We start from the raw sequence: 18,924 nt of genomic DNA, 5'->3' as shown, positions 1-18,924 counted from the left end.
CCCCTAGGAAGGACCGGTCACATGCGACAGCCCCTGTCCCTCTCCCTGCCCCTGCTCCCCGAGCGCGGGTTCTACCTGGGCCTGATGTTCCACCAGGCCGCATCCCGGCACGGCTCCGTCCCCGTCACCCTGGACCGGCCGCTGGACGTACGCCCCGAAGCAGGCCTCGCCCTCGGCTACGCCGAACTGGCCGGACTGGTCGACGACCTGGCCGCGCGGCTGTGGGCGGCCGGGATCCGGCCCTCCGAACGGGTGGCCGTCCACAAGTCGGACAACTTCGACATCGTTCTGCTGACCTGCGCGCTCTCCCGCATCGGCGCGGTCCCGGCGCTGCTCTCGCCCGGCCTGGCCGGCCCGGTCGTCGGCGAGCTGCTCGGCCGGCTGCGGCAGCCCTGGCTGATCACCGACCGGGCCAAGCTGGAGGGGCCACTGGCCGGGGCCGGCGTCCCCGGTCTCGTACGGGAGGTGCTGAGCGTGGACGACGCGCAGGGCGCCGTACCGCTGGACAAGTACGCCGGCGCCCCGCCGCACGGGCCGGTGCGGCTGCACCCCCGCGAACCCTCGCTGATCACCCACAGCTCGGGGACCACCGGCATCCCCAAGCTCGCCGTGCACTGCGCGAACACCATGTGGAACCGCCTGGTCCCGCAGAAGGCGATGGGCTGGCCGACCCGTGGCGAGACCGCCGCGCTGCACATGTCCTTCGTCCACTCCCGCTTCTACCATCTGCTCGGCGTGCTCCTGCACTTCGGCAGCCCGCTGCTGATGCTCGTCGACCCGGACCCGGCGAGCGCCGGACCGCTGCTCGCCGAGCACCGCCCCGGCATCGTCGAGACCCACCCCAACACCTTCGTCCTGTGGGAGGAGCTGGCCGACGCGCCCGGCCGACCGCTGTCCCAGGTCCGCTCGTACGGCAGCACCTTCGACGCGATCCACCCGCGCACCGTCCAGCGGCTGCTCGGCGCCTCCCGCAGGCGCTCGCCGTGGCTCATCCAGCTGTACGGGCAGAGCGAGACCGGGCCGGTCGCCTTCCAGGTGTACTCGCGCCGCAGCGCCGCGAAGGCGGACGGCCGCCGGGTGGGCACCGCCATTCCCGGCTTCACCCGCGTGCGGATCGCCGACGCGGCCGGGAAGCGCGCCAAGTCCGGCAAGCCCGGCCGCATCGAGGCCCGTACCAGGGGCCGGATCCTCACCTACTTCGGCGCCCAGGAGACCTACGACGCCCAACTGGGCGACGGCTGGTGGCAGATGGGCGACATGGGCTACCAGAGCCGTTGGGGCGGGCTCTATCTGATCGACCGTGAGATAGACCAGATCGATTCGGTGGACAGCAATCTGGAGGTCGAGGACATCCTGATGACCCGCCTCGACGAGCTGCGCGAGGTGATCATCGTGCCCGGCGCGGACCGGGAGCCGGTGCCGGTGGTGTGCGTACGGGGCGACCGGCCGCTGGACAACCGCCGCTGGCACGAGGCCACCGCGGATCTGCCGCTGATGTCCGCCCCGCTGCAGTGGCGCTTCGACGACCTGCCGAGGACCTCCACCTGGAAGATCAAGCGGGTCGAGATCACCCGAATGCTCACCGAGGGCGCCCTCCCCGCCGCCCGGTTCGGGGTCTGACGTGACCGACGCGAACGGCGTACTGGTGGCCGGGGCCGGGCCGGTGGGCATGGCGGCGGCCCTCGCCCTGCGGGCCCACGGCCTGCCGGTCACCGTCCTGGAGGCCGATCCGCAGGGCCGCGAACGGCCGGGCAGCCGGGCCCTGTTCGTGCATCGCGAGACGCTGCGGCTGCTCGACGCGATGCGGCCCGGCCTCGCCGCCGAGATCACCTCGTACGGGCAGACCTGGCACACCAACCGCACCCTGTACCGGGGCCGCGAGGTCTACGCCCGCACCTTCCCGCCGCCGCCCTCCTCGGGGCCGCCGTTCACCAGCCTGCGGCAGGTGGACACCGAGCGGTTCCTGCTCGCCGCGTGCGCCGACGCCGGGGTGGCCTTCGAGTGGGGCGCCAAGGTGACCGGCGTACGGATCAAGGACACCGGGGTGGTGCTCACAGCCAGGGACGGCCGCGAGTGGGCCGGCAGCCATGTCATCGCGGCCGACGGCGCCCGCTCGGCGGTCCGGCACGACCTGGGCATCGCCATGGACGGCATCCGCGCGGAGGGGTTCCATGTGGTGGTCGATGTGGCCGGCGTTCCGGGAGCCGAAGCGCCGGTCGAGCGGGTCTTTCACTACGAACACCCCGGCATGGGCGGCCGCAGCGTGATGCGGGTGCCCTTCACCGGGGGCTTCCAGATCGACCTCCAGTGCCGCGACGACGACTCGCCCGACTCCTACGGCACCGAGGAGGCCGTACGCCGCTGGCTCCCCCGCGTCGTGGACGACCTGAAGGCCGACGACATCGCCGACCGTGTGCTGTGGGTGTCGACGTACCGCTTCCTGCGCGCCGTCGCCGCCCGGTTCAGCGACCCGCGCCACCGCGTGCTCCTCGTCGGCGAGGCCGCCCACCTCTTCCCGCCCTTCGGCGCCCGGGGGATGAACAGCGGCATCGCAGACGCCGCTGCCGCCGCCTCGGCCGTCGCCGAGTCGCTCGCCGCCGGGACCACCACGGCGGTCGCCGAGTTCGCCGAGACCCGCCGGGCCGCCGCCCTCTTCAACAGCGCCGCCGCCGGCACCGCCCTGGCCCATCTGCGCCCCCAGCGCCGTATCGTCCGGGCCAAGCAGCGCGCCGCCGCCACCCTCGCCCCCGTACTCCCCTGGTGCGGGGCCTGGCTGGAGCACGCCCCGTACGGACCCCGGCACGGCTCGCCCGCGAGCGTGGGCCGCAAGTACTGAGAGGAGGCCCCCATGACAACAACCTCGACAACGACCTCGGAACAGCTCCTGGCCTGGGACCCCGCCCACGGCCTGACCACCACCGACCCGGGATCCGAAGGGCCCTTCCTCGCCGCCGACTCCTGGCTCATCCGCGACGGCCGCGTCCGAGCCCTCCCCCGGCACCGCGAGCGCTTCCTGCGCGCCTGCGCCGAGGCAGGCGGCCCGCCCGCCGCCCAACTCTCCGCCTTCTGGCGCGAGATGACCGCCGCCCTGCCCCGCGCCGACGGCACCTGGTTCCCGCGCGTCGAGCTCGCGGCCGCGCGCACCGCCGGCCGCCGCCCCCAACTGCGGCTGCGGCTGCGCCCCGCGCCTCCCCTCGCCCCCGCCGTACGCGTATGGGGCGCCGGCCAGCCCGACCCCCGCACACTCCCCCGCCGCAAAGGCCCCGACCTCGGCACCCTCGCCGGCGTACGCCGCCGGGCCTCCACCCAGGGCCAGGGCGCCGACGAGGCCGTACTCACCACCGCCTCCGGCCTGATCCTGGAGGCCGCGAACTCCAGCATCCTGTGGTGGGAGGACGACACCACCCTCTGCCTCCCCGCCCCCGAACTCCCCGTCCTCCCCGGCGTCACCACCGGCCTCCTCCAAGCCCGCGCCCGCCGCTCCGGCATCCGGCTCCTCCACCGCCGCTGCACCCTCGACGACCTCGACGGCCACGAGGTGTGGCTCGTCAACGCCCTCCACGGAATCCGCCCCGTCACCGACTGGACCGACCGCCCCATAACCGCCGGGCCCGCCCCACGCGCCGCCGAATGGCAGGCCTGGCTCACCGGAATTTCCGAGCCGCTGCCAGGAGGCTGAATACCGCCCCCATAAGCTATAAGCAGAATCGCGCCGGGTCGAAACGAATCGACCCGGCGCGATATTCGATTTCCTCGCCCCGGTTCAGGAATCCTTCGGAACCGGCTGATAATTTCCCGGCACCATTCGCGTGGCGATAGCGATACGGTTGTACGCGTTGATCACCGTCGCCGCCCAGATCAGCGCCGCCACCTGCTCCTCGTCGAACACCTCGGCCGCCGCCCCGTACACCGCGTCCGGCACCCGCCCGTCGCTCACCAGCGTCACCGCCTCGGTCAACGCCAGTGCCGCGCGCTCCCGTTCGGTGAAGAACGGGGTCTCACGCCACGCGTTCAGCGCGTAGACGCGCTGCTCGGTCTCCCCCTTCGCGCGAGCGTCCTTCGTATGCATGTCGAGGCAGAAGGCACAGCCATTGATCTGCGACGCCCGGATCCGGATAAGCTCCAGCAGCTCCGGCTCGACTTTTGCATCACTTGCCGCCTCAACTGCGGCGGTGTGCAGCGCGCCCATCGCGCCGGATACGTTCGGGGTGACTTTCTTGAGTGCTACGCGGGGTGCGGGTTCATTAGTAGCCATGCGTTCACCCTATTACCGCAATAGCGTGCGACGGGACCGAATACCGAAACCGAGCGGTCGTGGGCTACGCTGGCATCCCATGGCAATAAGCACCGCACTGTGGTCCTTCGCCCTGGTAGTAGGGCTCCTCACGCTCACCCCCGGACTCGACACCGCCCTCATCCTGCGGACGTCGGTCCTTGGCCGACGGAGGAGGGCCTGGGGAGTCGTCCTGGGCATTCAGACGGGAACGCTCCTGTGGGGCGCTCTCACATCCCTGGGTGTAACCGCACTTCTCACGGCCTCCCATGTCGCCTACGCGGCCCTGCGTTGGGCAGGTGCCGCCTACCTGGTGTGGATGGGTGCGCGCATGCTCTGGGCCACCCTCAAAGGGCAACCCGCGCCGGACACGGATGAGGTAGCAGTTCTCTCCGGCGTGGACTCGATGGGCGGCGGCTGGCGCCAGGGAGCGCTCACCAACCTCCTGAACCCGAAGATGGGCGCGTTCTACGTCGCCGTTCTGCCTCAGTTCATCCCTCCCGGGACGAATCACTTCAGCATGGGGCTCCTGTTCACCGCCGTACACATCGCCGTGGGCCTCGTCTGGTCGACCGTGCTGATCGGCTGCGCCCGCCTCCTGCACGGCTGGCTGCGCAAGCCACAGGCGCGCCGCCTGCTGGACCGGCTCACCGGGACCGTCATCGCAGCGTTCGGGATCCGTCTGGCCTTCAGCGACTGAGAGTCCGCGAGTCCGAACGTGGATACCGAAGGGTTGGAGTGACCCGCACAGTGTCGACATCATCCGAGTTCCGTGGCTTCGACGTGGTGTGGCGGGGTTACGACCGCCATCAAGTGGACCGCTACCTCAAAGCCCTGCCCCAGGCCGACTCACCGGCGGCCCCGCCAACGTTCCAGGTCACGCTGAGGGGCTATGACCGCCAGCAGGTTGACGCGCGAATCGCGGATCTTCTCCAGGGCGGAGGCGCCAGTGCGTAACCCTGTCGCCCTGTCCGCCGCCCCCGGCTCAACCAACAGGATCACGATCTGAGTGTGCCGGCTCCCCAGCCGGCACTGCCGCCGGCCCGCCCGATCGCCGTGCTGGCAAGATGGCGGCATGGAACGTGTGCTTGGAATCGGTGGATACTTCACGCGGGCCGCTGACCCGGCGGCCCTGGGCGCGTGGTATCGCGATTGCCTGGGCCTGGACGCCGATGAGAACGGCCTGTGGCGTCAGGGAGCCGGGCCGACGGTGTTCGCCACCTTCGAGTCCGAGACCGACTACTTCGGATCCCGCGCCCAGCAGACCATGCTCAACTTCCGGGTCCGCGACCTGGATGCGATGCTCGCGCAACTGCGCGACAAGGGAGCGGACGTGGCCGAAGAGACGCAGGACATGGAGGGTGTCGGCCGATTCGGCTGGGTCACCGATCCCGAGGGCACTCGGGTCGAGCTGTGGCAGCCCGCCTGACCGCGTCTTCACGCAGGCGGTGACGTGCTGATGGCCCATTGATCGCTCTCGCCCGCACCGGCAGGAACCGGTGAACCATCCCCGGTCAGAGCGCCAGACGCCACGGTGGACTCGCGCTACAGCTCCGCCAGCGCCAGCGGGATCTCGCCGCACTGACGCAGCCGTGCCGCACCGAAGCGCGGCCCTTTGAGCAGCGCGCCCGCCAGATGCCGGGCGTCCGTGGACGCCGCCACGCGGCCACGGGCGTTGACGAGGGCGGCGGGGCCGGGGAGCCGTCGGAGCAGGGGGAGGACGGCGGCCTCGAAGTGGCGGAGGTAGACGTCGGCGGCGGCGACGCCGAGGAAGCGGCCGTTGAAGTGCACCGGCACGGAGAGGGTGAGGCTGTACTCGTCGGAGCAGAGGTAGTCGACGTACGGCCCGGCGCAGGCGCGCTCGCCGGTCTCCCGCGGGATGGCGAACCAGTCCCAGTGGGTGTAGTCGGAGTAGGCGGATGTGTTCGGGTCCAGGTCGAGGAGCAGGGGCCGAAGGTCGCCGTCGCGGGTGGTCTGCCACCACTCCAGCCAGGCGGGGACGTCGCAGAGGAGGCCGGGTTCGGCGATGAAGCCGATGCCGGAGACGAGGCCGCGGTGCCGGCGGAGGCGGTCGTGGAGGAGGGGGCGGAGGGCGGCCAGGTCGGCGGTGCCCAGGTCCTCCGGGTCCCGGTCCCGTACGGCGGCGAGGGCGGCGGTGCGGTCGCGGACCTCGGCGACGGCGGCGAAGACGTCTTCGAGGGTGTCGCGCACGCGGGCGACCACATCCATTACGTCGACGGAGTCCATGACATCCACGGCGGTTGCCCCCTAGCCGGAAGTCAGCCCGAGTCGGTGAGGCGCAGCTCGACCAGACGCTCCATCGCGTCCTGCACACGCCGCTCGGCCAGGGACCTGGACTGCTCGGAGTCGCCGTCGAGCACTGCGCGCAGGAGGGCGCGGTGCAGTTGGGCGACCGCCGGGTGGTGGTCGTCGTCGCCGAGTGCGAGACAGATTAGCGGGCCGAGGTCCGCCTGGATACGGATCTCTTCCTTGGTGAGACGGGCGGACTGGGCGGCGGCGGCGAGTTCGACGTTGATGCGGCCGTAGATCCGGCCCCGGGCCGTCGGATCGGCTTCCGCCTCGTACTCGTCGAGGGAGCGCAGCAGCGCGCCGAGGTCTTCGGGTTCGGTGCGCTCGGCGGCGAGGCGGGCGGCGGTGCCGGAGACGGCGGACCAGTGGTCGGCGAGGTCGCGCAGCTCCTCGGTGCTCCAGTCGGCGAGGCGGGAGGCCCGTGGCTGGCCGGGGGTGGTGACGAAGCTGCCGCCGCCACGGCCCCGGCGGGTGGTGACGAGGCCCTGCTGCCGAAGGGCCATCAGGGCCTCGCGGAGGGTGACGGTGGAGACGCCGAGGCGGGTGGCGAGTTCGGTCTCGCCGGGGAGTTGTTCACCGTCGGCGAGGAGGCCGAGCTCGATGGCGTCGCCGAGCCGGCGGACGACTGCGTCGACGCGGGCCAGGTTGTCGACAGGGGCGAAGACCGCGTGCAGGGCGCCACCCGAAAGTTTGCTCACCAGCACACCTTCTCACTTGGCGAAAGCTTTACCTCGGCCGGATCTTGTTCTTTGAACTATAACTTCATATGTTTTAGCTCAACGCCCGACCGCAGAGAAAGGTTCCCGCCCGTGGATGTGGTTCCGGTTCCCGTGGCCATACGCCTGCACGGCCTGCGCAAGTCCTTCGGCCAGGCGGAGGCGGTCGCCGGGGTCGACCTCGACATCGGCGACGGCGAGTTCTTCTCGATGCTCGGCCCCTCCGGCTCCGGCAAGACCACCGTGCTGCGCATGATCGCCGGCTTCGAGGCCCCGACGGCCGGCACCATCGAGCTGGCCGGCCAGGACGTCACCCGCCTCGCGCCCTTCGAGCGGGACGTCAACACCGTCTTCCAGGACTACGCCCTCTTCCCCCACATGACGGTCGAGCAGAACATCGCGTACGGGCTGAAAATCCGGAAGGTGCCCAGGGCGGAGCGGATGGAACGCGCCCGCGACGCCCTCGCCTCCGTGCGGCTCGAAGGCTTCGGCAGCCGCCGCCCGTCCCAGCTCTCGGGCGGCCAGCGGCAGCGGGTCGCCCTCGCGCGGGCCCTGGTCAACCGGCCCAAGGTGCTGCTGCTGGACGAGCCGCTGGGCGCGCTGGACCTGAAGCTGCGCGAGCAGATGCAGGTGGAGCTGAAGGCACTGCAGCGGGAGGTCGGCATCACCTTCGTCTTCGTCACCCACGACCAGGACGAGGCGCTGAGCATGAGCGACCGGATCGCCGTCTTCAACGGCGGCCGGATCGAGCAGGTCGGGACACCCGCCGAGGTGTACGAACGCCCGGCCACACCCTTTGTCGCGGGCTTCGTCGGCACGTCCAACCTGTTGACGGACGAGGACGGGACGACGTACAGCATCCGCCCGGAGAAGATCCGCCTCCTCAGGCAGGACGACAAGTGCCCCGCCGACGCAGACGCCAACGCCAACGCAGACGCCAACGCCAACGCCAACGCCACGGGCACCGTCGCCGAGGTCGTCTACCTCGGCGACTCCACCCGCTTCCTGGTCGACCTCGACGGCGGCGGCCGCCTCACCGCCCTCCAGCAGAACCTGGAGACCTCCTCCGAGGAGACCGCCGCCTACCGCGGCACCCGCGTCCGCCTCCAGTGGCAGCGCCGCCACAACGTCCCCGTACCGATGCCCGAATCGGAGTCCACGTGCGCCTGACCCGTACCGTCATCGCCTGTGCCGTGCTGGCCCTGGCCGGCACCAGTGCCTGCAGTTCATCGAGCACCACCACCGACAGCTCCAACGGCACCTTCACCCCGCCCAAGCTCACCGCCCAGAAGTCCCTCGGCGAGACCGAGGGCGAGGTCGACCTCATCGCCTGGGCGGGCTACGCCGAGGACGGCTCCAACGACAAGTCCGTGGACTGGGTCACCCCGTTCGAGAAGCAGACCGGCTGCAAGGTCAACACCAAGGTCGCCGGCACCTCGGACGAGATGGTCAGCCTGATGAAGACCGGCCAGTACGACGCCGTCTCCGCCTCCGGCGACGCCTCGCTGCGGCTGATCGCGTCCGGCGACGCGGCGCCCGTCAACACCGCGCTCGTCCCCAACTACGCGAACATTTTCTCCAGCCTCAAGCTCCAGAAGTGGAACTCCGTCAACGGGGTCGCCTACGGCATCCCGCACGGCCGCGGCGCCAACCTCCTGATGTACCGCACCGACAAGGTCTCCCCGGCCCCCACCTCCTGGTCGGCGGTCTTCGACGACGCGTCGACGTACAAGGGCCATGTCACCGCGTACGACTCGGCCATCTACATCGCCGACGCCGCCCTGTACCTGATGAAGACCAAGCCGGCGCTGGGCATCAAGGATCCGTACGCCCTGGACAGCAAGCAGTTCGACGCGGCCGTGGCCCTGCTCAAGGCGCAGAACGCCGACATCGGCGAGTACTGGAGCGACTACCTGAAGGAGATCTCCGCCTTCAAGAGCGGCGACTCCGTCATCGGCACCACCTGGCAGGTCATCGCCAACCTCGCCCAGAGCGAGAAGGTCAAGGTCAAGGCGGTCCTCCCGGCCGAGGGCGCGACCGGCTGGTCCGACACCTGGATGGTCTCCGCGAAGGCCAAGCACCCCAACTGCGCTTACAAGTGGCTGGACTGGATCGTCTCCCCCAAGGTCAACGCCCAGGTCGCCGAGTGGTTCGGCGAGGCCCCGGCCGACTCCAAGTCCTGCGACCACACCGCCGACAAGAGCTTCTGCACCACGTACCACGCCGCCGACGAGTCGTACTGGAAGCAGATCCACTTCTGGAACACCCCCATCCCGCAGTGCCTGGACGACCGTACGGATGTGAAGTGCGTGCCGTACGCCAAGTGGGTACAGGCCTGGACCGAGATCAAGGGCTGACCCCTCCACATGCTCAAGCAAACCTTCGGGCGGCGGGCGGCGGGCATCCTGCACCGCCGCCCGCGGCTGCGGCTGTCCCTGCTGCTGACCGCCCCGCTGCTGTGGCTCGTACTGGCCTATCTGGGCTCGCTGGCCGCGCTCTTCCTCTCCGCCTTCTGGACCACGGATCCCTTCACCTCCGACGTGGTGAAGATCTGGAGCACGGACAACTTCCGTACGCTCCTCACCACTTCGGTCTACCGCGATGTCGCCCTGCGCAGCCTCGGCGTCGCGGTGGCCGTGACCCTCATCGACGTGGTCATCGCTTTCCCGATCGCCTTCTACACCGCCCGGGTCGCCCGACCGCGGCACCGCCCGCTGCTGGTGGTCGCCATCCTCACCCCGCTGTGGGCGAGTTACCTGGTCAAGGCGTACGCCTGGCGGATCCTGCTGTCCGAAGGCGGGCCGCTGGACTGGGCGTTGAAGCCGCTCGGGCTGAGCGGCCCGGGCTACGGGCTACCCGCCGTGATCATGGTGCTGGCGTATCTGTGGCTGCCGTACATGATCCTGCCGATCCACGCCGGGCTCGAGCAGCTGCCCGCCAACCTGCTCGACGCGTCGGCGGACCTGGGCGCCAGGACCTGGCGGACCTTCCGGTCCGTCGTCCTGCCGATGGTCTTCCCCTCCATCGCGGCGGGGTCGGTCTTCACGTTCTCGCTCAGCCTGGGCGACTACATCGCCGTGCAGATCGTCGGCGGCAAGACCCAGCTGATCGGCAACCTCGTCTACTCCAACATCACCCTCGACCTGCCGCTTGCCGCTGCGCTGGGCACGGTGCCGGTCGTGATCATCGTCCTGTACCTGCTCGCCGTGCGGCGCAGCGGCGCGCTCGCCGCGCTTTGAGCGCGGTGGCGTGCAAGGTCCGTGCGCCAGCTGCAGACCGTGGCCGGCTGGTCGCGCAGTTCCCCGCGCCCCTACCGGCGCACCGTCGTCCACGAAGGACCGTCATGCATCTGTCCCGCCCGGCACGTGTCCTGCTGCGCACCGCCGCAGGCCTGGGGTTCGCCGTGATCTACGTCCCCCTGCTCCTGGTCCTGCTCAACTCCTTCAACGCAGATCGCGGGTTCGGGTGGCCACCCGCAGGCCTGACCCTGCGGTGGTGGGGGGCCGCATGGCACAGCTCGGGCGCGCGGGACGCGCTGGGGACCTCGGTCAAGGCGGGGCTGGGTGCCACCGGCATCGCGCTGGTCCTGGGGACGCTGATCGCGTTCGCCGTGCAGCGGTACCGCTTCTTCGGCCGCGAGGCGCTGTCCTTCGTCGTCGTGCTGCCCATCGCGCTGCCGGGCATCATCACCGGCATCGCGCTCAACACGGCCTTCCGTGCGGTGCTGGAACCGCTGGGCGTCGGGCTCGGCCTGTTCACGGTCATCGTCGGCCATGCCACCTTCTGCGTCGTCGTGGTCTTCAACAACGTGATCGCCCGGCTGCGCCGCACTTCCGGCTCGTACGAGGAAGCCGCCATGGACCTGGGCGCCGACACCTTCCAGGTCTTCCGCGACGTCACCTTCCCCCTCGTACGGTCCGCGCTGCTCGCAGGCGGGCTGCTGGCCTTCGCGCTGTCCTTCGACGAGATCGTGGTGACGACCTTCACCGCCGGGCCCGGTGTCCAGACCCTGCCCATCTGGATCTTCTCCAACATGGCCCGGCCCCAGCAGGCGCCGGTGGTCAATGTGGTCGCCGCCGTGCTGATCCTGCTGTCGGTCATCCCCATCTACCTCGCGCAGCGGTTGTCCGCCGACGCCGTCACGCCGGGGTCACGCCGCCGCTCCCAGTGAAGGGCCTCCGCACCCGCGTGCCGAGGACCGCTCCCGATGAGGCAGGCTTGTCCTGTGGCAAAACCCTCTCCGCACGATCACGATCACGATCACGCCCCGGACCCGGTCCGCGGCCATCCGCACGCGGCGACGCTGCGCCGGCTGGAGAAGTCCTCCGGGCGCCTCGCCCAGAACGCGATCGCGCGGATGGACGAGCAGCTGCCCTGGTACCGGGCGATGCCGCCGGAGAACCGGTCGTGGATCGGGCTGGTCGCCCAGGCCGGTGTGGCCGCCTTCACGGAGTGGTTCCGGCACCCGGAGACGCCCCGGGCGATCAGTACGGACGTGTTCGGGACCGCGCCCCGCGAGTTGACCAGGGCGATCTCGCTGCGGCAGACCGTGGAGATGGTCCGTACGACCATGGCGGTGTGCGAGGAGGCCATCGACGAGGTCGCCGCGCCCGGTGACGAGGCGATCCTGCGCGAGGCGCTCCTGGTCTACGCCCGGGAGATCGCCTTCGCGACGGCCCAGGTGTACGCGCAGGCGGCCGAGGCCCGGGGCGCCTGGGACGCCCGGCTCGAATCGCTGGTCGTCAACTCGGTGCTGTCCGGCGAGGCCGACGAGGGCGTGCTGTCGCGGGCGGCGGCGCTGGGCTGGGGGTCACCGGACCGGATCGTGGTGCTGCTCGGAACGGCGCCGAACGGGGACAGCGAGCTGACGGTCGAGGCGATCCGGCGCGCGGCCCGGCATGCGAAGCTCCAGGTCCTGACCGGGGTGCTGGGTGACAAGCTGATCGTGGTGGCGGGCGGCGACGGGGATCCGATGAAGGTGGCGAAGTCCCTGATCGGGCCGTTCGCCGCCGGGCCTGTGGTGGCCGGGCCGGTGGTCGGGGACCTGCTGTCGGCGACGAAGTCGGCGCAGGCGGCGGCGGCCGGGCTGAAGGCGTGCGCCGCCTGGCCGGACGCGCCGCGGCCGGTGCTGGCGGACGATCTGCTTCCGGAGCGGGCGATGGCCGGGGACCGGGCGGCCCGCGAGCAACTGGTGGAGGAGATCTACAGCCCGCTGGAGGAAGCCGGTTCAGCGCTGCTCGAGACGCTCTCTGTCTACCTGGAGCAGGCTTCCTCCCTGGAGGGCGCCGCACGAATGCTGTTCGTTCACCCCAACACCGTCCGCTACCGGCTCCGACGTGTGACAGACGTCACCGGATGGTCACCCTCGGATGTGCGCTCGGCGTTCACTCTGCGTATCGCCCTGATCCTCGGACGACTCTCCGACTCCGGTCAGACACCCTGAGTACCAGCAAGGCTTTTGTGGGACACCAACAAATCACCCGTCGGTTCTTGGTCCCTGTCCCCACGGGCGTGGACCACCTCGCACACGAGAGAGTGAAAAGGTGCTCGTAATCGTCGCTCCCGGCCAGGGCGCTCAGACCCCCGGCTTCCTGACTCCCTGGCTCGAACTCCCCGGTGTCGCGGACCGCCTCACAGGCTGGTCCGACGCCGCCGGGCTCGACCTTGCCCGTTACGGCACGAAGGCCGACGCGGACGAGATCCGCGACACCGCCGTGGCCCAGCCGCTGCTGGTGGCCGCCGGCCTGCTGGCCGCGCGCGAGCTGTTCCCGGACGAGCTCGCGGCCCGCCGCGTCGTCGGCGCGGTGGCCGGTCACAGCGTCGGCGAGATCACGGCGGCGGCCGCCGCGGGGGTCTTCGACGCCAACACTGCCCTGCGCCTGGTCGCGGCCCGCGGCCGCGCGATGGCCAAGGCCGCCGCCATCACCGAGACCGGCATGTCCGCCGTCCTCGGCGGCGACCCGGAGGCCGTCGTGGCGCACCTGGCGGGCCTCGGCCTCACCCCGGCGAACATCAACGGCGCCGGCCAGATCGTCGCGGCCGGTACGACCGAGCAGCTCGCGGCCCTCACCGAGAACAAGCCGGAGAAGGCCCGGGTCATCCCGCTGAAGGTGGCGGGCGCGTTCCACACCGAGCACATGGCCCCGGCGGTCGCCGAACTGGAGGCCCTCGTACCGGGTCTGACGATCGGCGATCCGGGTACCCGTTATGTGTCGAACACCGACGGCCAGGTCGTCGGCAGCGGCACGGAGATCGTCCGGCGGCTGGTCGCCCAGGTGTCCAACCCGGTCCGCTGGGACCTGTGCATGGAGACCTTCCAGCAGCTCGGCGTCACCGCGCTCGTCGAGGTGCTCCCGGGCGGCACGCTGACCGGCCTGGCCAAGCGCGCACTGCCCGGCGTGAAGACGCTGGCCGTGAAGACCCCCGACGACCTCGAAGCGGCCCGCGCGATCATCGCCGAGCACGGCACCCACGAATAGGAGCCCCCGCAGACATGACCGCGCAGCGTCAGCCCGCGAAGATCAAGCCCAGCCAGGGATCGCCGTACGCACGCATCATGGGCGTCGGCGGCTACCGCCCGACCCGGGTGGTGCCCAACGAGGTCATCCTGGAGCACATCGAGTCCAGCGACGAGTGGATCCGCTCCCGTTCCGGCATCGTGTCCCGGCACTGGGCGAGCCCGGAGGAGACCGTCGCCGAGATGTCGATCGCGGCGGCCGGAAAGGCGCTGGCCGACGCGGGGATCGCGGCCGAGGACATCGAGGGCGTGATCGTCGCCACCGTCTCCGACTTCAAGCAGACCCCGGCGGTCGCCACCGAGATCGCACACCGGATCGGGGCCGGCAAGCCGGCCGCGTTCAACGTGTCGGCGGGCTGCGCGGGCTTCGGCTACGGGCTGACCCTCGCCAAGGGCATGGTCGTCGAGGGCAGCGCCAAGTACGTGCTGGTCATCGGCGTGGAGCGGCTGAGCGACCTCACCGACCGGGAGGACCGGGCCACGGCCTTCCTCTTCGGCGACGGCGCGGGCGCGGTCATCGTCGGCCCGTCCGACGTACCGGCCATCGGGCCGACGGTGTGGGGTTCCGAGGGCGACAAGTCCGAGACGATCAAGCAGACCGTCAACTGGGACACCTTCCGGACCGCCGAAGTCTCGGAGCTTCCGCACGACTCGCACGGCAAGGTGAAGTTCCCGGCGCTCACCCAGGAGGGCCAGGCGGTCTTCCGCTGGGCGGTCTTCGAGATGGCCAAGGTCGCCCAGCAGGCGCTGGACGCCGCCGGGATCACCGCCGACCAGCTCGACGCGTTCATCCCGCACCAGGCCAACATGCGGATCATCGACTCGATGATCAAGGCCCTCAAACTGCCCGAGCACGTCGCGGTCGCCCGCGACGTGGAGACCACCGGCAACACCTCGGCCGCCTCCATCCCCCTCGCGATGGAGAAGCTGCTCGCGACCGGTCAGGCCAAGAGCGGTGACACGGCCCTGGTCATCGGCTTCGGGGCGGGTCTCGTCTACGCCGCAACTGTCGTTACCCTCCCCTAGTCACACCTCGTACGAGCGGCGCCGCAAACCGCACGCCGCACAGTCCCCAGCAACACATCAAGGAGCGCCAGATGGCCGACAAGGAAGAGATCCTCGAGGGTCTCGCCAACATCGTCAACGAGATCGCGGGTATCCCGGTCGAGGACGTCGAGCTGGACAAGTCCTTCACCGACGACCTGGACGTCGACTCGCTGTCCATGGTCGAGGTCGTCGTGGCCGCGGAGGAGTCCTTCGACGTCAAGATCCCGGACGACGACGTGAAGAACCTCAAGACCGTCGGCGACGCCGTCGACTACATCCTCAAGGCCCAGGCGGCCTAACGACCTGGGGGGCAATAGGGAGCGGCGTCGCGACGACCGGCACGGCCGCTCGCGGCGTTGCCGAAACGCCCTAGTAGCTCCGCTACGAGGACCTTCCGGCGCCTTGCGATCGACCGCACCGGACGCCGCTCCTCGATCCACTCCCTATTGCCCCCCAGGTCGTAAGCAAGACCGGACGACGCGTCTGTCGCCCGCCCTTCTAGACGTGGAGAGACAATTCCTGTGAGCCCGACCAATCGCACCGTGGTCGTCACCGGTATCGGCGCAACCACTCCGCTGGGCGGGGACAGCGCGTCGACCTGGGACGGCCTGATCGCCGGCCGTTCCGGCATCACCCCCCTCGCCCAGGACTGGGCGGCCGAGCTGCCGGTCCGTATCGCCGGCCAGATCGCCGTCGAGCCGACCGAGGTGCTGCCCCGCCCGCTGGCCCGCAAGCTGGACCGCTCGGCGCAGTTCGCCCTGATCGCCGCCCGCGAGGCCTGGGCCGACGCCGGCTTCACCGCCAAGGCCGGCGAGGACAGCTCCGTCGACGCCGACCGCCTCGGCGCGGTCGTCGCCTCCGGCATCGGCGGCGTCACCACCCTGCTCAACCAGTACGACGTGCTCAAGGAGCAGGGCGTACGCCGCGTCTCCCCGCACACCGTGCCCATGCTCATGCCCAACAGCCCGTCCGCGAACGTCGGTCTGGAGATCAACGCCCGCGCCGGGGTCCACTCCCTGGTCTCCGCCTGCGCCTCCGGCGCCGAGGCGGTCGGCTACGCCATCGAGATGATCCGCACCGGCCGCGCCGACGTGGTCGTGGCCGGCGGCACCGAGGCGGCCATCCACCCGCTGCCGATCGTCGCCTTCGCCAACATGATGGCGATGTCCAAGAACAACGACGACCCGCAGGGCGCCTCCCGTCCGTACGACAAGGGCCGCGACGGCTTCGTACTGGGCGAGGGAGCCGGCGTCATCGTCCTGGAGTCCGCCGAGCACGCCGCCAAGCGCGGCGCCAAGGTCTACTGCGAGGCCATCGGCCAGGGCCTGTCCGCCGACAGCCACCACATCGCCCAGCCCGAGCCCACGGGGCGCGGCATCGCCGCCGCGATGGAGCAGCTGCTCGCCGCCACCGACATCAAGCCGGCCGAGATCGCCCACCTCAACGCCCACGCGACCTCCACCCCCCAGGGTGACGTCGCGGAGGTCAAGGCGCTGCGCAAGGTCCTCGGCGACGACCTGGACCACGTCGCCATCTCCGCCACCAAGTCCATGACCGGCCACCTCCTCGGCGGCGCCGGCGGCATCGAGACCGTCGCCACGGTGCTCGCGCTGCGGAACCGGCTGGCTCCCCCGACCATCAACCTCGTCGACCTCGACGACGAGGTCGACCCCGGTCTCGTCTCCGCCGAGGCCCGGGCGCTGCCCGAGGGCCCGATCGTCGGCATCAACAACTCCTTCGGCTTCGGCGGCCACAACGTGGTTCTGGCCTTCCGTACGGTCTAGGCACGGCAAGAAGCGCCGGACGGGCTGATTTCAGCCCGTCCGGCGCTCTTTGGTTTCGGGACGGGGCGGGGTGGGGGATTCACCCGATCGGTCGGTTTGGCCCATTTGGCCGCATGATGGCGCACCGACCTGCGTAATCTCCCCGTCGTGAATCGATGGTTATGGGGAGGGGCCGCCGCCGCGGCAATCGCACTGTGCCCGGCGGGAGCGGCTACGGCAACGGCCGATGACGACGCGACAGGTGGCGGGCGCGCACCGGTCGTACAGGTGGATCCGGTCAGCGGCCGGGTCGTGATCGAGACAGGGGGTGGGGCGATTCGCGTGGAGGCGGGCCGCGACGGCAGCGGCGGGATCAGCGCGACAGTGACGCAACGACACTGCCCACGCTACGAGACGACCGTGAGCGGCTCGGTGACGGTCGCCGGGGTCCAGGCCTCGGTGAGCCGGCAGAGCCCCTGCGCACCGCCACCGCCGAAGTGCACGCCGACACCCACGCCGACGCCCACCCCGACACCGGCACCCACCCCGAAGCCGACGCCCAAGCCCACCCCGAAACCGACACCCCCACCGAGACCGACCCCCACGCCGGTGCGGCCCGTGCAGCATGTCGCCCCGAAGCCGACACCGACGCCGAAGCCGACGCCGCCGCCCAAGCCAAAACCCAAGCCGACACCGACACCCACACCGACACCGAGCGCCACAGCGCGCCCGCACGTGCTCGCGTACGCCGGGCCGCCTTCCAGCCCGCCGCACGAGGGCGCGTCGCTGGTGACCCTGACCCTGCTCATCACGGCGCCCGCCATTCTGGCGGTGGCCGCGCTGCGCCCGCAGGGGCGCCGGCGTGCTCACTGATCCCGTGGAGGATTGATGTCCGAATGGCTTGTGCTGGCGATCGGAATGGCGATCGCCTGCGTGGTGGTCCTGGCCATCGTCTCGCTCAACCACCGCCGGGTCGGCGACGATGACGACCCGTCGGAGACCCCCGACGTCATCGAATACATGACGATGATGATCGGCGTGATCTACGCCATCGTGATCGGCCTCGCCATCGCCGGTGTCTGGGAGGCGCGCGGTGCCGCCCAGGACGACGCCCGCCGCGAGGCGCAGGCGCTGCACGAGATCAGCGAGCGCGTGCAGGTGTATCCGGCGGCAGTACGCGACCGGACGCGCGCCGACATCGACTCGTACGTCACCTACGTGGTCCGCAAGGAGTGGCCACACATGATCTCGGACGGCGAGCTCACCCCGCGCGGCGCGGTGCTGCTCGACAAGGTGCGGCGCGATGTCACCGACTTCGTGCCGAAGACCGATCTGGCCAACCAGGCGTACCAGCCGGTCGTCGACCAGGTGGGCATCGTGGACGACGCGCGCAATGCCAGGGAGCAGAACGCGTCGCCGACGATGCCGGGAATGGTGTGGTTCGGGCTCGTAGCCGGAGCGCTGGTGGCGGTCGGGCTGATCTTCACACTGCAGATCCGGCGCTCACGGCGCGAGTTGCTGCTCGCCGGGCTCTACAGCGCCCTGCTGGCCTTCCTGCTCTTCCTGATCTGGGACCTGGACGCGCCCTTCGGGCATTCGGCGGCCGACTCGACGGGTGCCTTCCTGGCCCTGTTCCCCCAGGCGTAGGCGCTTCTGACGGCTCGTGAACAGTGCGGACCGTGGCCGGCTCGTCGCGACGCCACGGTCCGCACTGTGGCACTCGCTCACACGACCTGGTGAAGCCACCGCACAGGCGCGCCCTCGCCCGCGTAGCGGAAGGGCTCGAGCTCGTCGTCCCAGGGCTTGCCGAGCAGCTTGGCGACCTCGGCCTCGAGGTCCGCCTCGCCGGTGCGGGCGCGCAGGAGCGCGGCGCGCAGGCGGTCCTCGGGGATGAGGATGTCGCCGTGCATGCCGGTGACGGCGTGGAAGATGCCGAGTTCGGGGGTGCTGCTGTAGCGCTCGCCCTCGGCGGTGGCGCAGGGCTCGGCCGTGACCTCGAAGCGCAGCAGGTGCCAGCCGCGCAGGGCGGACGCGAGTCTCGACGCGGTGCCGACCTGGCCCTGCCAGGAGAACTCGGCCCGCCAGGTGCCCGGGGAGGCGGGCTGGCGGATCCAGTCGAGGTTCACGCGCACGCCGAGGACGCCCGCGACGGCCCATTCGATGTGCGGGCACAGCGCGCGCGGTGCGGAGTGCACGTACAGAACTCCACGTGTCGTCACCGGGACCTCCAGTGTGGGACGAGGTTCGCCTTCCCCAGCGGCCTCAGGCCCGTACCGAAGCGATCCGGGACATCATTCT

General features: G+C 70.7%; 20 protein-coding genes. 15 read left to right on the top strand and 5 right to left on the bottom strand.

Annotated features, from left to right (window positions below; all coding sequences use genetic code 11):
* Positions 1–21 precede the first annotated feature (21 nt).
* The 3 genes from OG607_RS32345 to OG607_RS32335 are packed head-to-tail and all read left to right on the top strand — an operon-like array spanning position 22 to position 3,679.
* On the top strand, positions 22–1,620 hold the full coding sequence (locus OG607_RS32345) for a class I adenylate-forming enzyme family protein (RefSeq protein WP_405730956.1): 1,599 nt from the start codon (positions 22–24) through the stop codon (positions 1,618–1,620).
* Between the two features lies 1 nt (position 1,621).
* Entirely contained in the window at positions 1,622–2,836 is a 1,215-nt protein-coding gene (locus OG607_RS32340) for an FAD-dependent monooxygenase (protein WP_405730954.1), read from the top strand.
* A gap of 12 nt (positions 2,837–2,848) precedes the next feature.
* Positions 2,849–3,679: an aminotransferase class IV gene (locus tag OG607_RS32335; protein ID WP_405730952.1), complete on the top strand. Its 831-nt coding sequence runs from the start codon at positions 2,849–2,851 to the stop codon at positions 3,677–3,679.
* 84 nt (positions 3,680–3,763) lie between these two features.
* Here OG607_RS32335 and OG607_RS32330 read toward each other — a convergent pair whose 3' ends face one another.
* On the bottom strand, positions 3,764–4,255 hold the full coding sequence (locus tag OG607_RS32330; protein WP_405730950.1) for a carboxymuconolactone decarboxylase family protein: 492 nt from the start codon (positions 4,253–4,255) through the stop codon (positions 3,764–3,766).
* A gap of 79 nt (positions 4,256–4,334) precedes the next feature.
* Here OG607_RS32330 and OG607_RS32325 point away from each other — a divergent pair, with 79 nt between their 5' ends.
* Both OG607_RS32325 and OG607_RS32320 read left to right on the top strand, forming a co-directional pair.
* Complete coding sequence (locus OG607_RS32325; RefSeq protein ID WP_405730948.1) at positions 4,335–4,973, top strand: LysE family translocator; 639 nt, start codon at positions 4,335–4,337, stop codon at positions 4,971–4,973.
* Positions 4,974–5,348: 375 nt separating this feature from the next.
* Positions 5,349–5,702 (top strand): VOC family protein, encoded by a 354-nt coding sequence (locus OG607_RS32320; protein WP_405730946.1) that lies wholly within the window; start codon positions 5,349–5,351, stop codon positions 5,700–5,702.
* A 116-nt stretch (positions 5,703–5,818) separates the two neighbouring features.
* Here OG607_RS32320 and OG607_RS32315 read toward each other — a convergent pair whose 3' ends face one another.
* Positions 5,819–6,520, bottom strand: coding sequence for a cache domain-containing protein (locus OG607_RS32315; RefSeq protein ID WP_405730944.1), 702 nt, complete (start codon positions 6,518–6,520; stop codon positions 5,819–5,821).
* A 32-nt stretch (positions 6,521–6,552) separates the two neighbouring features.
* On the bottom strand, positions 6,553–7,281 hold the full coding sequence (locus OG607_RS32310; protein ID WP_405730942.1) for a FadR/GntR family transcriptional regulator: 729 nt from the start codon (positions 7,279–7,281) through the stop codon (positions 6,553–6,555).
* Positions 7,282–7,392: 111 nt separating this feature from the next.
* Here OG607_RS32310 and OG607_RS32305 point away from each other — a divergent pair, with 111 nt between their 5' ends.
* From OG607_RS32305 to fabF, 9 genes are all read left to right on the top strand, one after another.
* On the top strand, positions 7,393–8,469 hold the full coding sequence (locus OG607_RS32305; protein ID WP_405730940.1) for an ABC transporter ATP-binding protein: 1,077 nt from the start codon (positions 7,393–7,395) through the stop codon (positions 8,467–8,469).
* The gene (locus tag OG607_RS32300; protein WP_405730938.1) at positions 8,460–9,656 is read left to right on the top strand and encodes an ABC transporter substrate-binding protein; all 1,197 of its coding nucleotides are present in this window, start codon (positions 8,460–8,462) and stop codon (positions 9,654–9,656) included. The genes OG607_RS32305 and OG607_RS32300 overlap by 10 nt, the downstream gene beginning before the upstream one ends.
* A gap of 9 nt (positions 9,657–9,665) precedes the next feature.
* Complete coding sequence (locus OG607_RS32295; protein ID WP_405730936.1) at positions 9,666–10,538, top strand: ABC transporter permease; 873 nt, start codon at positions 9,666–9,668, stop codon at positions 10,536–10,538.
* Between the two features lie 104 nt (positions 10,539–10,642).
* A complete protein-coding gene (locus tag OG607_RS32290) occupies positions 10,643–11,470 on the top strand; it encodes an ABC transporter permease (protein WP_405730934.1) in 828 nt (275 codons plus the stop codon).
* Positions 11,471–11,524: 54 nt separating this feature from the next.
* Positions 11,525–12,742, top strand: coding sequence for a PucR family transcriptional regulator (locus tag OG607_RS32285; protein WP_405730932.1), 1,218 nt, complete (start codon positions 11,525–11,527; stop codon positions 12,740–12,742).
* Between the two features lie 100 nt (positions 12,743–12,842).
* A complete protein-coding gene (locus OG607_RS32280) occupies positions 12,843–13,778 on the top strand; it encodes an ACP S-malonyltransferase (RefSeq protein ID WP_405730930.1) in 936 nt (311 codons plus the stop codon).
* A 14-nt stretch (positions 13,779–13,792) separates the two neighbouring features.
* Positions 13,793–14,842: a ketoacyl-ACP synthase III gene (locus OG607_RS32275; protein WP_405730928.1), complete on the top strand. Its 1,050-nt coding sequence runs from the start codon at positions 13,793–13,795 to the stop codon at positions 14,840–14,842.
* A gap of 71 nt (positions 14,843–14,913) precedes the next feature.
* Positions 14,914–15,162: an acyl carrier protein gene (locus OG607_RS32270; RefSeq protein ID WP_329318445.1), complete on the top strand. Its 249-nt coding sequence runs from the start codon at positions 14,914–14,916 to the stop codon at positions 15,160–15,162.
* A gap of 222 nt (positions 15,163–15,384) precedes the next feature.
* On the top strand, positions 15,385–16,647 hold the full coding sequence (fabF, locus tag OG607_RS32265) for a beta-ketoacyl-ACP synthase II (protein WP_405730926.1): 1,263 nt from the start codon (positions 15,385–15,387) through the stop codon (positions 16,645–16,647).
* A gap of 386 nt (positions 16,648–17,033) precedes the next feature.
* Here fabF and OG607_RS32260 read toward each other — a convergent pair whose 3' ends face one another.
* On the bottom strand, positions 17,034–17,435 hold the full coding sequence (locus OG607_RS32260) for a hypothetical protein (RefSeq protein WP_405730924.1): 402 nt from the start codon (positions 17,433–17,435) through the stop codon (positions 17,034–17,036).
* Positions 17,436–17,514: 79 nt separating this feature from the next.
* On the opposite strand from OG607_RS32260, the gene OG607_RS32255 reads away from it, so the two are divergent.
* Entirely contained in the window at positions 17,515–18,273 is a 759-nt protein-coding gene (locus OG607_RS32255; RefSeq protein WP_405730922.1) for a hypothetical protein, read from the top strand.
* 77 nt (positions 18,274–18,350) lie between these two features.
* Here OG607_RS32255 and OG607_RS32250 read toward each other — a convergent pair whose 3' ends face one another.
* Complete coding sequence (locus OG607_RS32250) at positions 18,351–18,845, bottom strand: DUF3145 domain-containing protein (protein ID WP_329318439.1); 495 nt, start codon at positions 18,843–18,845, stop codon at positions 18,351–18,353.
* Positions 18,846–18,924: the final 79 nt, after the last annotated feature.

It is taken from the genome of Streptomyces sp. NBC_01537 (assembly GCF_045040445.1).
GTDB lineage: Bacteria > Actinomycetota > Actinomycetes > Streptomycetales > Streptomycetaceae > Actinacidiphila.
The sequence above is the reverse complement of the archived record's forward strand: the minus strand, read 5'-3'. Positions and strand labels throughout refer to the sequence as shown.

Excerpts from the sequence above, each read along its gene's own strand:
- OG607_RS32345 (WP_405730956.1), top strand. The coding sequence starts at position 22 with ATGCGACAGCCCCTGTCCCTCTCCCTGCCCCTGCTCCCCGAGCGCGGG.
- OG607_RS32335 (WP_405730952.1), top strand. The coding sequence starts at position 2,849 with ATGACAACAACCTCGACAACGACCTCGGAACAGCTCCTGGCCTGGGAC.
- OG607_RS32330 (WP_405730950.1), bottom strand. The coding sequence starts at position 4,255 with ATGGCTACTAATGAACCCGCACCCCGCGTAGCACTCAAGAAAGTCACC.
- OG607_RS32325 (WP_405730948.1), top strand. The coding sequence starts at position 4,335 with ATGGCAATAAGCACCGCACTGTGGTCCTTCGCCCTGGTAGTAGGGCTC.
- OG607_RS32320 (WP_405730946.1), top strand. The coding sequence starts at position 5,349 with ATGGAACGTGTGCTTGGAATCGGTGGATACTTCACGCGGGCCGCTGAC.
- OG607_RS32315 (WP_405730944.1), bottom strand. The coding sequence starts at position 6,520 with ATGGACTCCGTCGACGTAATGGATGTGGTCGCCCGCGTGCGCGACACC.
- OG607_RS32295 (WP_405730936.1), top strand. The coding sequence starts at position 9,666 with ATGCTCAAGCAAACCTTCGGGCGGCGGGCGGCGGGCATCCTGCACCGC.
- OG607_RS32290 (WP_405730934.1), top strand. The coding sequence starts at position 10,643 with ATGCATCTGTCCCGCCCGGCACGTGTCCTGCTGCGCACCGCCGCAGGC.
- OG607_RS32275 (WP_405730928.1), top strand. The coding sequence starts at position 13,793 with ATGACCGCGCAGCGTCAGCCCGCGAAGATCAAGCCCAGCCAGGGATCG.
- OG607_RS32270 (WP_329318445.1), top strand. The coding sequence starts at position 14,914 with ATGGCCGACAAGGAAGAGATCCTCGAGGGTCTCGCCAACATCGTCAAC.
- OG607_RS32260 (WP_405730924.1), bottom strand. The coding sequence starts at position 17,435 with ATGAGCAGGGTCAGGGTCACCAGCGACGCGCCCTCGTGCGGCGGGCTG.
- OG607_RS32255 (WP_405730922.1), top strand. The coding sequence starts at position 17,515 with ATGTCCGAATGGCTTGTGCTGGCGATCGGAATGGCGATCGCCTGCGTG.